This window comes from Arthrobacter tumbae (assembly GCF_016907495.1).
GTDB classification, from domain to species: Bacteria; Actinomycetota; Actinomycetes; order Actinomycetales; family Micrococcaceae; genus Arthrobacter_D; species Arthrobacter_D tumbae.
In genome coordinates, this window is the sequence record NZ_JAFBCC010000001.1 from 819,869 (window position 1) to 832,119 (window position 12,251).

The 12,251-nt window shown below is 63.6% G+C and carries 9 protein-coding genes; 3 read left to right on the forward strand and 6 right to left on the reverse strand.

Going from position 1 to position 12,251, the window contains the following annotated elements; genetic code table 11:
- Nucleotides 1–110: 110 nt before the first annotated feature.
- Entirely contained in the window at nucleotides 111–1,190 is a 1,080-nt protein-coding gene (locus JOD47_RS03950) for a 3-deoxy-7-phosphoheptulonate synthase (RefSeq protein WP_204532131.1), read from the reverse strand.
- A 294-nt stretch (nucleotides 1,191–1,484) separates the two neighbouring features.
- On the opposite strand from JOD47_RS03950, the gene JOD47_RS03955 reads away from it, so the two are divergent.
- Nucleotides 1,485–3,215 carry an HNH endonuclease signature motif containing protein gene (locus JOD47_RS03955; RefSeq protein ID WP_204532133.1) on the forward strand — a complete coding sequence of 577 codons (1,731 nt, stop codon included), beginning with the start codon at nucleotides 1,485–1,487 and terminating at the stop codon, nucleotides 3,213–3,215.
- Between the two features lie 124 nt (nucleotides 3,216–3,339).
- Here JOD47_RS03955 and JOD47_RS03960 read toward each other — a convergent pair whose 3' ends face one another.
- Together JOD47_RS03960 and JOD47_RS03965 are read right to left on the reverse strand one after the other, a co-directional pair.
- Entirely contained in the window at nucleotides 3,340–3,789 is a 450-nt protein-coding gene (locus JOD47_RS03960) for an ArsR/SmtB family transcription factor (protein WP_204532134.1), read from the reverse strand.
- Nucleotides 3,790–3,865: 76 nt separating this feature from the next.
- On the reverse strand, nucleotides 3,866–5,014 hold the full coding sequence (locus tag JOD47_RS03965) for an acetoin utilization protein AcuC (RefSeq protein ID WP_204536406.1): 1,149 nt from the start codon (nucleotides 5,012–5,014) through the stop codon (nucleotides 3,866–3,868).
- Nucleotides 5,015–5,172: 158 nt separating this feature from the next.
- Here JOD47_RS03965 and JOD47_RS03970 point away from each other — a divergent pair, with 158 nt between their 5' ends.
- Together JOD47_RS03970 and JOD47_RS03975 are read left to right on the forward strand one after the other, a co-directional pair.
- Complete coding sequence (locus tag JOD47_RS03970; RefSeq protein WP_204532135.1) at nucleotides 5,173–6,585, forward strand: TrkH family potassium uptake protein; 1,413 nt, start codon at nucleotides 5,173–5,175, stop codon at nucleotides 6,583–6,585.
- A gap of 22 nt (nucleotides 6,586–6,607) precedes the next feature.
- Nucleotides 6,608–7,246: a potassium channel family protein gene (locus JOD47_RS03975; RefSeq protein ID WP_204536408.1), complete on the forward strand. Its 639-nt coding sequence runs from the start codon at nucleotides 6,608–6,610 to the stop codon at nucleotides 7,244–7,246.
- A 36-nt stretch (nucleotides 7,247–7,282) separates the two neighbouring features.
- On the opposite strand, the gene proC is transcribed toward JOD47_RS03975, so the two are convergent.
- The 3 genes from proC to topA form a co-directional block, all read right to left on the reverse strand.
- Nucleotides 7,283–8,116: a pyrroline-5-carboxylate reductase gene (gene proC / locus JOD47_RS03980; RefSeq protein ID WP_204536410.1), complete on the reverse strand. Its 834-nt coding sequence runs from the start codon at nucleotides 8,114–8,116 to the stop codon at nucleotides 7,283–7,285.
- A gap of 247 nt (nucleotides 8,117–8,363) precedes the next feature.
- Entirely contained in the window at nucleotides 8,364–9,350 is a 987-nt protein-coding gene (locus JOD47_RS03985; protein ID WP_204532136.1) for a Ppx/GppA phosphatase family protein, read from the reverse strand.
- A 70-nt stretch (nucleotides 9,351–9,420) separates the two neighbouring features.
- A complete protein-coding gene (topA, locus tag JOD47_RS03990; protein WP_204532137.1) occupies nucleotides 9,421–12,180 on the reverse strand; it encodes a type I DNA topoisomerase in 2,760 nt (919 codons plus the stop codon).
- Nucleotides 12,181–12,251 lie beyond the last annotated feature (71 nt).

Genomic DNA, 12,251 nt, shown 5'->3' on the forward strand with positions numbered 1-12,251 from the left:
CCACCGCACTTGATGGAACGCCGGACGGCGTGTCGCCTTGAGACCTGAGGATTATCCGTCTGGAGAAATACTCTAGTGGTTCATGTGGCCAAAGTGAAAGCACGCCAAGGTCACGAAGCGCCACCATGACGACGACGGCGCGATCCCCTCGCAAGATCGCCCAGTACCGATGCGGTAGCACCCCAGCCCATGCATGCGTCGGTCACGCTTTGGCCGTAGGTAAGCTCACCCCGAGCTGTCACATCGAGCTTCTGCGCACCTTCCATCAGGAAACTTTCCAGCATCACGCCGGCGATCAGATTCGAGTCGGACACTGCGTCCGCGAGTTCCCGCGCGACGTCGGCCTGCCGCCGGTGATCCTTGCCGCTGTTCGCATGGCTCGCGTCGACAATCAGCCGCCCGTTCTGACCTGCCGCAGCAAGCCTGGCAGACGCATTCGCGATGTGGGCAGCGCTGTAATTCGGGCCGTCCGATCCGCCGCGAAGGATCAAATGGGTGTCCGGGTTTCCAGTGGTCGAGACGAGGGCCGCCCGTCCCTCCTCATCGACGCCCAGGAACGCCTGTGGTGCGCCGGCCGCAGCGCAGGCGTCGAGCGCCACACTGATGCCGCCGTCCGTTCCGTTTTTGAAACCCACAGGCATGGAGAGGCCGGAGGACAACTGGCGGTGGATCTGACTCTCAGTGGTGCGGGCGCCGATTGCACCCCAGCTGATCAGGTCCGCAATGTACTGGGGGCTGATCGGCTCAAGGAATTCGGTGCCGAGCGGAAGCCCCAGGGCGGCAACGTCCTGGAGGAACTTACGGGCCGTTCGCAGGCCGGCGGCAATGTCGTGGCTCCCGTCCAGGTGCGGGTCATTAATCAGCCCCTTCCAACCCACCGTGGTGCGGGGTTTTTCGAAGTAGGCGCGCATGACCACCAGCAGGTCCTCGGCGTGCATCTGCGCGGCATCCGCCAGCAGCCGCGCGTACTCGAGGCCGGCGTCGGGATCATGGATCGAGCAGGGACCCACGATCACGAGCAGGCGATCATCCACTCCATCAAGGACTGCCCTGATCTCTTCGCGTGAACGTCGGATCGAATCTGCCACCTCGACGGTTCCCGGAAGTTCCGCGAGCACGGTGGCGGGCGTGGGCAGCGGCTCGATGCTCCGGACATTGAGATTGGACGAGGCTGAAGTGAGGGTTTTCATGGTCCCGGCTTTCGAAGATGGTTCTTCGGCGGGACTGTCCTGCAGAACCCGCCGTGGAAACGACGAAGGGCAGGAAGCGTGTCCTGCCCTGTTGGCTCTGAAGGTGTTGGTCAGCGTGTCAGGCCGCAGGCTCCTCCAGAGCCAACGCAAAATACGCATACCAACGGGTTGTCATGGAAAGAGACTAGACGGCGCGGTCCGAATTGCAAACTTCGAAAATGGTATGTGACACCGGCACGCTGAAAGTTCTCCACAACCCCTTTCTTTCGAATGTGTCTTCTAATAGAATGAGGTATGAGCCTGACAGCCGCACTCGACGCCCTTCCCGGCGGCGGACTGCGCGCTCTCCCATCCTTCGAATTCGATGATCCGGCCGGTTCGTCCACGCCTTCGATCGGGGACCTGTTGCAGATCCTGGCCGCCTACGCCTCGCGTTTCGTGGCCGCGTTTCCGGGAATGGGACAGGAGCAACTCGCCGAGCAGGCAACCGGAATCGAAGACCTCTCCCGGACGGTGGAGTACCTTCAGGTCGTCGCGGCCACCGCAGTGGATCGCAGCAGCGCCGCAGCCGGCGGCACGCCAACCCACACCAACAAAACCACCACCGACGACGCCGGCGGTTCCCCCACCGGCAGTAACGGCGGTTGCGCTCCCGGCGGTGTCGGCTCCGCCAGTTCGGCTACCGACAATGGTGCCGGTTCCGCTGCCGGTGGTGTCGGTTTCGCGTTCGGTCTGTCCGGTCCGGCCGGTGGGCGCTCGGCGTACCGGTGCACCGCCGAATACCTGCGGGACCGGCTGCGCATCAGCCGAGGCGAAGCCAACCGCCGGCTCCGCCTCGGCGCGAAACTGATCCCCTGCATCAGCCTCACCGGAGAACCGTTGCCCGCCACCTGTGAGCAACTCGCAGCCGAAGTCTCGGCCGGGGTAGTGTCCGGCAAAGCCGCCACCATGATCAACAGCGCCCTGGACCGGGCACAGTTCACCACCGACCCGGCCATGCTCGACACGATGGAAGCCCAACTCACCGCCAGCGCCACCCGGTTCGACCCCGACTTCCTCGCCAAACTCATCCACCGCTTCGAAGCCCATCTGGACCCCGACGGGCCCGAACCCACCGACAAGGAACTCACCAATCGCCAAGGCGTGTTCCTCCGCGGCAAAAAACGCGGCCTCCACCTGCTCGACATCGCCGCCACCGACGAACAATACGAATACCTCACAACCATCATGAACACCGCCACCAACCCCCGCACCACCGGCACCGGCGGCGACGGAGGCCAGAGCGGCAGCGAAGGGAGCGACGGCGGAGGGACCGGCGGTGGCGGAGCAGGACCTGATGACGCGCCCGGACTCAACGGCCACGACGCGCCCGTCGAGACCAGGACCCGGGCACAACTGCTCCTGGACGGACTCGTCGGAGCCTGCCAGATAGCCCTGGCCACCGACAAGCTCCCCGCCACCGGCGGACAACGGCCCCAGGTCCTCGTCACAATCGACTACCAGACACTGCTCGGCGACATCGAAACCCGCACCGGCACGTTCTTGCCAGCCCCCGGCACGTCCACCGGCACTTCCAATACCGGCGCCTCCTTCTCACCCGCCGCCGGGGCATCGCTCGCATACACCGGCCCCATCAACGCACGCACAGCCCGTCAAATCGCCTGCGACGCCGACATCATCCCCGTCGTCCTCGGCGGAAACAACGAAATCCTCGACCTCGGGCGAGCACAACGGCTCTTCACAGCGAAACAACGCAAAGCCCTCATAGCCCGAGACAAGGGCTGCGCCTTCCCTGCCTGCACCATGCCGGCACACTGGACCGAAGCCCACCACATCCAACCCTGGTCACACGAAGGCCCCACCAGCACAGACAACGGAGTACTTCTCTGCGCCCATCACCACCATCTGATCCACCAAAACGAATGGACCATCCACACCAGGGACCGGCTCCCCTGGTTCATCCCACCCCCACACATCGACCCCGGCCAGCAACCACGACGAAACCACTACTGGACACTCTGCTGAACAACCCACGAGGCTGAACAATCACGCGCGGCCAAACAACTGCGGACCAGGCTGAATAATCGCAGCCGAACAACTGCGGACCAGGCCGAGGAGGAATGTCCGGTAACGCCGAGCGCGCCGGCGCCTACTCCTTGCGGCGACGCAGTTTCGGAAACTGGGACAGAAGGTCGGCAGCACGTTCAGCAGCTCTGCCGACGGTCCGCCCGAACGGCTGAGCACCATCGATTGGCGCAACGCCCGGTCCAACTGAGACCAGTGCATCGAGTTCGGGTTCGACGACGGCAGGCGCAAGGGACGAGTTGACCTTCTGGGCCGGCAACTGGAACTCCGCTAACCAGGAGGCAACGCCCATCAATGGCTCCGGATCGAGTGAGTAGAAGCGCTTCTGGCCCTGCGCCCGCATGGTGACCAGCCCTGCCTCCCGCAGAACTTTGAGGTGCTTCGAAACCGTGGGTTGGCTTACTTCTAGCTCCAGTACCAACTCGCCTACCGCTTTATCCCCGTCCCGCAGCGAGCCCAGAATCTGGCGGCGGGTGGCTTCGGCGATGACCCCGAACACATCATCCATGACCATCCCATTACCATAACCGTATATGTCGAAAGCGGCATCCCTTTGTTTCCGATAGGGATCGCTCGAAGTAGCCGCAGGCTCAGTCGAACCAGGGGTCCAGTCCGTGAAGCGGAAAAATGGCTTTGCGGGTTGCCATGATCGACCGGTCCAGGTTCTCGTTGGGGTCGAACCCGGCCTCCCACGACTGCCACCAGGTATCAGAGCCGTCGCCCATCACGGAAGGCGCTTCGCGACCGAAGCGCTCGGCGACATACGCGCGCCACGGGGCGGGCACCGGCGTCGTCAGTGTGATGTCGGCACCGGCAGCCACCGCTGTGAGGAGCGTCCACGAACGTGGCACCACCGAGGTGATGTTGTACCCGCCGCCACCGGTCGCGATCCAGCGGCCGCCGCAGTGCTGTGAGGCGAGATCGCGAACCGCAACTGCTGCAGCATGCTGGGCATCGACGGTGATGCGCAGGTTGGTAAGGGGATCGTCCACATGACCGTCGCAACCGTGCTGGCTGACGATCACCTCAGGCCCGAACGCAGCGGTCAACTGCGGCACAACGGCATGGAACGCCCGTAGGAAACCGGAGTCACCGGTGGTGGTCGGCAACGCGACGTTGACCGCGTAGCCGGAAGCCGACGCACCACCGATCTCGTTCGGGAACCCAGTTCCCGGAAAGAGGCTCATCCCGGTCTCGTGCAGGGAGATGGTCATGACACGCTTGTCATCCCAGAAGATTTCCTGAGTACCGTCTCCGTGGTGGGCGTCGACGTCGATATACAGCACGCGCTTCACACCGGCATCGAGCAGCCTTTGGACCGCTGCAGCTGCATCGTTATAGATGCAGAACCCGCTAGCCCGGGCTCGGCCGGCATGGTGCATCCCCCCGCCGAAGTTCACCGCATGCTGAACCGTACCGGACAGGACCGCATCGGCTGCGGCAAGGGAACCACCAACCAACCGGGCACTGGCCGAATGCATTCCGGTGAAGGCCGGCGTGTCCTCAGTTCCAAACCCCGATGCGACGTCGGCGGCCGCCGGGTCAGCATCGGCCGCTTTGACGGCCCGAACGTAGGAGGCATCATGCACCGTCCGTAGACTGGCGTCATCGGCCACGTCCGGAGCCTCAACGGATACCTGCGGAAGGTCCAACAAACCCAGTTCGCTGATCAACCGTGCTGTCAGCTCGAGCCGCTGCGGATTCATCGGGTGATGGGCACCGAAGTTGTACGCGAGCATGGATTTGTCCCACATCACCCTCGTTGCAAAGGCGGGAACGGAGGTACTGGCCACTCAAGCAGGCTACGCGATCGCAGCCCGTCCTGCCCACGGCACAGCAGCGGAAGTGGTTTACTACTCGAAGGACGCAGCAGGAGAAACGGAGCGGATCAGCAAGCATGGCACGAACACACCCCTCCTGGTTGGGAGGGGAAGACCAGGTTCATCTGCATCTGCTTGGCCGGGCGCGCGACTTCATCGACAGCGTAGTAAACAGTTCACCGGCGCGCGTTGCACTGCTGATCTTTGCCCTTGTTGTCCTGATTTTCACCGGATTACTCAGCCTGCCATTCGCCAGCAGCTCCGGCGAGGTCACTCCCCTGCACGACGCCATGTTCACAGCGGTCTCCGCCGTATGCGTAGTGGGGCTGACAGTGGTGTCCACGGCAGCGCACTGGTCGTTCTTCGGGCAACTGATCATCCTCATCGGCATCTTCGTCGGCGGCCTCGGAACCCTGACCCTGGCCTCACTCCTGGCACTGGTGGTCAGCAAGCGGCTCGGCGTCCGCGGCAAGCTGCTGGCGCAGTCCGCACTCAACAACGCGAGCCGCCTCGGTGAAGTGGGCACACTGCTGCGCATTGTCATCACCACGTCCGTCATGGTGGAACTGGTACTTGCGCTGGCCCTGATCCCGCGCTTCATGATCCTCGGCGAACCGTTCTGGCTCGCGGTCTGGCACGGTTTCTTCTACTCCATCTCGGCCTTCAACAACGCAGGATTTACTCCGCACTCGGACGGCCTGGTCCCCTACGAGACCGACCTGTGGATCCTGACGCCGATCATGGTCGGCGTCTTTGTCGGCAGCCTCGGCTTCCCTGCCATCCTCATACTTGTCCAGTACCGCCACCACGTGAACAAGTGGAGCCTGCACACCAAGCTCACCATCAATGTGTCCCTCATCCTGCTGTTCGCCGGAATGGTGCTCTGGGGATTGATGGAATGGTCCAACAGCCGGACAATCGGCGGGTTGAGCGGTAGCGACAAGGTCATCCACGCGCTCTTCGCCTCGGTCAACACACGCTCAGGCGGTTTCAACCTCGTGGACCAGGGCCAGATGGAGCCGACGACGATGCTCCTCACTGACGCGCTCATGTTCGCCGGAGGCGGATCTGCTTCCACTGCCGGCGGCATCAAGGTCACCACTATTGCCGTGATGTTCCTGGCCATCCTCGCCGAAGCCCGCGGTGATTCCGACGTCAGCGTGTACGGTCGGAAGATTCCCCAGGGCGCCATGCGGGTAGCCATCTCCGTGATCTTCATGGGCGCCACCATGGTGCTCATCGGAACCGGCCTGATCCTGTGGATCTCAGGGGTGGAACTGAACCGGGTACTCTTCGAGGTCATCTCGGCCTTCGCCACCTGCGGTCTCAGCACCAACCTCAGTGCGGAACTTCCACCCGAAGGCAAGTACGTCCTCTCAGCCTTGATGTTCGCCGGCCGCCTCGGAACGATTACGCTTGCTTCGGCGCTGGCCCTGCGTCAGCGCAGCACGCTCTACCACTATCCGGAAGAGAGGCCGATCATTGGCTGACAGACCAGCACACAACGCGCCCGTGCTTGTGATCGGGCTCGGACGTTTCGGCTCAGCTACGGCGGAACAACTGGTCAAGCAGGGCCGCGAGGTCCTTGCGATCGAGAAGGACCAGCAGCTGGTCCAGAAATGGTCCGGCACGCTGACCCATGTGGTGGAGGCTGACGCGACCAACATCGACGCGCTCCGCCAGCTCGGCGCACAGGAGTTCCCCGCAGCCGTCGTCGGTGTGGGTACCTCCATCGAGGCAAGCGTCCTCATCACCGCCAACCTGGTGGACCTCAATATCGACAACCTCTGGGTCAAGGCCATCACGCCGTCACACGGCAAGATCCTGAAGCGGATCGGCGCGAACCATGTGATCTACCCCGAGGCCGACGCCGGGCAGCGGGCCGCTCACCTCGTGGGCGGGCGGATGCTCGACTTCATCGAGTTCGACGACGGATTCGCCATCGTAAAGATGTTCCCGCCGAAGGAGACGCAAGGGTTCACCCTGGGCGAGTCGGCGGTGCGCTCAAAATACGGCGTCACCGTGGTCGGGGTGAAGTCCCCCGGAGAGGACTTCACCTACGCACGGCCGGAAACGAAGGTTACGAGCCGCGACATGCTGATCGTCTCGGGACACGTGGACCTCCTCGAGCGCTTCGCTGCCCGTCCCTGAGTCCCTCCAAACTGCCTGTCTGCTGCGTCTGAACGCTCAACCGCCCAGTTCACGGGTGATGGCAGCGGCGCGCTCAGCTGCCGCACGCGCTCCCGCAGCCACGATGTCCGGCAGGCCCTGCTCATCGAAGGTGGCAATCGCACGCTCGGTCGTCCCGTTCGGGCTGGTCACAGCCGTGCGGAGTGCCGTTGCGTCAGCGCCTTCCTCCGCAAGCATGAATCCGGCTCCGGACACGGTCTCGGTGGCGAGCAGTTTCGCGAGCTCCTCATCGAGGCCGAGCTTCACGCCGGCGGCGGCCATCGCCTCTGCAAGGTAGAACGCGTAGGCCGGCCCGGAGCCGCTCACGGCGGAAAGCGCGTCAACCTGCCCTTCCGGGATTTCGACGACGGTGCCCGCGGCTCCCAGAATGGTGCGCGCCTGATCCATCAGCTCGGACGTCGCGCTGGTTCCAGCCGAAATGGACAGCACACCGCGGCCGAGGCTCGACGGCGTATTGGGCATGCTCCTGATGACAGGCTGGCCTGCCGGCAGTGCCGCCTCAAGCATGGCGAGGGAGATGGCGGCGGCAACACTGATGACTACTGTTCCCGGCTTCAGCGCCGGCGAGATTTCCCTCGCCAGATCCAGAATGCCGACTGGCTTCACTCCCAGCAGTACGACGTCGGCCTTGGCCGCCGCTGTACGGTTGGCCTCCGGGTCCTCCACCGAGGACAAAACAGACACGCCGTTTCTTTTGGAGAGATCGGCCGCCTTTTCAGGACTCCGTACGGTGGCGGTCACCTGCGCCGGAGGAAGCCCGGCAGCCAGCAGACCGGTCAGGATTGCGCCGTTCATGGAGCCGCACCCGAGGAAGGAAATGTGCTGTGGAATGTTGATAGCCATCGGCCCATCGTGTCATGAGGAACTGATTCCCAGCATCCTCACAGCCTGTATGGGGCTCAGTACCCAGAAATAGCAGTACAGTCGTTATCACCTCATAAAGGTGCGAGTGATGAGACCGGGCTCTCCCTGGCTCGGTCAGTGCCGGTGAGCCGCAGCAGTGTTTCCCCCAATCACGCTGCGGCTCACCGGCACACTTTTTTGCCCGGTTGCCGGACTCCCGGTACCAGGCTCATGCTCAGCGTGTTCCCAAACGCACATGGCCGACCCCCACAGAGGGCATCGGTTCATCCGCTTCAAACATGAGCGTGTCGAAACGGCGGAGGATCAGCCCCTCGCGCAGCGCCCAGGGGCAGATGTCCATCTCGGACACATCGAAGATTTCAAACGCCGCCTCGGCCACGAGGGCACCGGCCAGAACCTGACGGGCCCGCAGCTCGGACACCCCGTCCAGGTTGGTCCGGTCCGCCGCTGACATAGCTTCCAGCCGCTTTGCCCACAGAGCCAGATCCTGCAGACGCAGGGTCCGACGGACAAACGGACCGGCCGCCGAGGGCGCAGCGCCGGCCATGCGGGCCAAGGACCGGAAGGTCTTCGACGTTCCGGCAACCAGATGTGGTGTACCGAGGCGGGCGAAGCTGACTGCCGGTTCCCTGAGGATCTGCCGGATGTGGCGGCGCAGCTTCTTGACATCGAGGGGCGCAGGCGGGTCCCCGGGCAGCCACTCCCGCGTGAGGCGGCCCGCACCGAGCGGGACCGAGTGTGCAATCTCAGGGAGTTCGTCGTGGCCCATTGCCATTTCGAATGAGCCACCGCCGATGTCCAGGTTGAGGATGGACCCGGCACTCCAGCCGTACCAGCGCCGTACCGCCTGGAAGGTCATGGCCGCTTCCTGGTCACCGGAGAGCTCCTGAAGGACCACCGAGGTTTCAGCCTCAACGCGACGCAGCACGTCCTCGCCGTTCCCCGCCTCGCGGATGGCCGAGGTGCAGAATGCGAGGAAATCCTCCGCCCGATGATCGGTTGCGAACGCACGGGCCTCTCGGATGAAACCGACCAGTTCCTCCTGGCCCTCATCACTGATCCGGCCTTCTGCGTCGAGGTAACTCACCAGCTGCAGCGGACGTTTATGGGACGCATAGGGCACAGGGCGCGCCCCCGGGTGAGCATCCACCAGGAGTAGGTGCACTGTATTGGATCCGATATCGAGGACGCCTAGCCGCATATCCCCATTATGTCGTGCACCGGTTCGGCCGGCTCAACCGACAGCCGGGCCGGCGCAGGCGCAACCCCATCTATTTCCGGGCGGTGGCCTTGCGCTTCGCCGGTGCACGACCGCCGGACTTGCGCGGAGCCGGCCCCTTGGCCCGCTTCTCAGCAAGGAGCGCCACCGCGGTTTCCCGGGTCAGCTCCTCTATCGCGGTGGATCTCGGCACGGTGATGTTCGTGACGCCGTCCGTGATGTACGGACCGAACCGGCCTTCCTTGACGACGATCGGCTTCTCCGACACAGGATCATCGCCGAACTCGGCCAGCGGCGGGGTTGCGGTGCGTCCGCCACGCTGTTTGGGCTGGGAGTAGATCTCGAGCGCCTGTTCCAGCGTGATGGTGAAAATTTCCTCTTCTGAGCCGATCGACCGGGAATCGGAGCCCTTCTTCAGGTAGGGCCCGAAGCGGCCGTTCTGCACGGTGATCTCATTCTCTTCAGCATCCTTGCCCAGAACGCGGGGAAGGTTCATCAGCTTCAGTGCTTCCTCAAGGGTGACCGTTTCGACGGTCATCGACTTGAACAGCGATCCGGTGCGCGGTTTGACCTTGACCGGCTTCTTGGGCGGCTTGGGCTTGCCGTTCTTGTAGTACTCCACAGGCTGGTTGGCCAGGTCTTCGGCGGTGGGCTCCGGAATGAGTTCGATGACGTAGGGGCCGTAGCGCCCGTCACGGGCCACGATGGTCCGCCCGGTCTCCGGATCCGTTCCAAGGACCTGTTCCTCGGTCGCCGGGGTGTTCATCAGCTCAACGGCTTTTTCCGCGGTCAACTCATCCGGCGCGAGATCCTCGGGCACGTTGGCGCGCCGGGGCTCGGTGCCTTCGGGCGCATCCGCAGGCAGCGGGGTCTCCAGGTAGGGGCCGAACTTGCCCACGCGCAGGACAATTCCCTCGGCGATTTCCACCGAGTTGATTCGGCGCGCGTCGATTTCTCCCAGGTCGTTCACGATAGTGCTCAGCCCGGTGTCCTTGCGGTCCCCGTAGTAGAAGGAGTTGAGCCACTGGACGCGGCTCTGCTCGCCGCGTGCGATGCGGTCCAGATCTTCCTCGAGTTCGGCGGTGAAGTCGTAATCCACATAATCGTGGAAGTGTTCCTCGAGCAGCCGTACCACGGAGAATGCGATCCAGCTCGGCACCAGCGCCTGGCCACGGGTACGGACGTATCCGCGGTCCATGATGGTGGAGATGGTTGCCGCGTAGGTGGACGGCCTGCCGATGCCGCGTTCTTCCATCAACTTCACCAGCGACGCTTCTGTATAGCGTGGCGGCGGCGAAGTTTCGTGGCCGATAGGCTGGATAGTTTCGGCGCCGAGCGCATCCCCCGTGGCGAGGTTCGGCAGCCGGCCGCCCTGTCCGGACTGATCGGTTCCGCCTGCAGCGTCATCCTCGTCGCGCGAAGCGTCCCTGCCCTCCTCATAGGCGGCCATGAAGCCGCGGAAGGTGATGACGGTACCGGACGCCGAGAATTCCGCGTCCTTGCCATCGGGCGTGTGCGCACCGAGGCGCACCGACGCCGTCGAACCCTTGGCATCCGCCATCTGGGATGCAACTGTGCGCTTCCAGATCAGTTCGTAGAGCCTGAACTCGTCGCCATGCAGTTCCTTGGCCACCTGGGCGGGTGTGCGGAAGGAGTCGCCTGCGGGGCGGATGGCCTCGTGCGCCTCCTGCGCGCTCTTCGACTTCCCCTTGTAGACGCGGCGTGCCTCAGGCACGTACTCAGGACCGTAAAGCTCCGACGCCTGCCGGCGGGCGGCGTTGATCGCCTCGTCGCTCAGCGCCGGCGAGTCGGTACGCATGTACGTGATGTAGCCGTTCTCGTACAGCCGCTGGGCAACCTGCATGGTAACGCGTGAAGAATAGCGGAGCTTACGTGCAGCTTCCTGCTGAAGCGTCGAGGTGGTGAATGGCGCTGCAGGGCGGCGCGTGTACGGCTTGGTATCAACCGAACGGACCTCGAACGCAGCCTGCTCAAGCCCTTCGGCAAGGGCGGTAGCGGCTTCCTCGTTCAGCACCGCAACGTTCTGCGACTTCAGCTGACCGAGGTCGCTGAAGTCCTTCCCTGAGGCAACCCGGGTTCCATCGACGGAAACCAGCTTTGCGCTGAAGGACTCCCCCTTGGTCGCATCAGCAGGCGAGAACGTACCCGTCAGGTCCCAGTACGACGCCGCGCGGAACGCCATACGCTCACGCTCACGCTCGACCACCAGACGGGTGACGACCGATTGCACGCGCCCGGCAGACAGGCCACGCGCAACCTTGCGCCACAACACAGGGGAAATTTCATAGCCATAGAGCCGGTCAAGAATTCGGCGCGTCTCCTGGGCGTCCACCATGGGAATGTCGAGGTCACGCAACTCCGCCATGGCACGTTGAATGGCCTCACGCGTGATTTCAGGGAAGGTGAGCCGGTAGACGGGGACCTTCGGCTTCAACACCTCGAGCAGGTGCCACGCGATGGCCTCACCCTCCCTGTCACCGTCAGTTGCGAGGTACAGTTCGGTGGCGTCCTTGAGCGCAGCCTTCAACTCCGCGACGCGCTTCTTCTTGTCCGCCGAGACGACGTAGTACGGCTCGAAGTCATTGTCGAGGTCCACCGCGAACTTGCCGAGCGAGCTCTTCTTGAGCTCCGCGGGCAAATCCGATGGTTGGGGCAGATCGCGGATGTGTCCCATCGATGCCGCGACTTCAAAGCCCTCACCGAGGTAGCCGGCAATCGTCTTGACCTTGGTCGGAGACTCGACGATGACGAGTTTCTTACCGGGCTTCTTGTCCGTTGCCTTAGCTGGCACTTCACTCCTCGATACAGGTGCTTTTAAACAGCAGAACAGCCGCTCATTCTGAGCTAAATATTCGAATTGGT

Bases quoted from the DNA above. Each gene is read 5' to 3' on its own strand.
- JOD47_RS03965 (WP_204536406.1), bottom strand. From the start codon at position 5,014: ATGCTCGCGTACAACTTCGGTGCCCATCACCCGATGAATCCGCAGCGG.
- JOD47_RS03955 (WP_204532133.1), top strand. From the start codon at position 1,485: ATGAGCCTGACAGCCGCACTCGACGCCCTTCCCGGCGGCGGACTGCGC.
- JOD47_RS03985 (WP_204532136.1), bottom strand. From the start codon at position 9,350: ATGCGGCTAGGCGTCCTCGATATCGGATCCAATACAGTGCACCTACTC.
- JOD47_RS03970 (WP_204532135.1), top strand. From the start codon at position 5,173: ATGGCACGAACACACCCCTCCTGGTTGGGAGGGGAAGACCAGGTTCAT.
- JOD47_RS03950 (WP_204532131.1), bottom strand. From the start codon at position 1,190: ATGAAAACCCTCACTTCAGCCTCGTCCAATCTCAATGTCCGGAGCATC.
- JOD47_RS03960 (WP_204532134.1), bottom strand. From the start codon at position 3,789: ATGGTCATGGATGATGTGTTCGGGGTCATCGCCGAAGCCACCCGCCGC.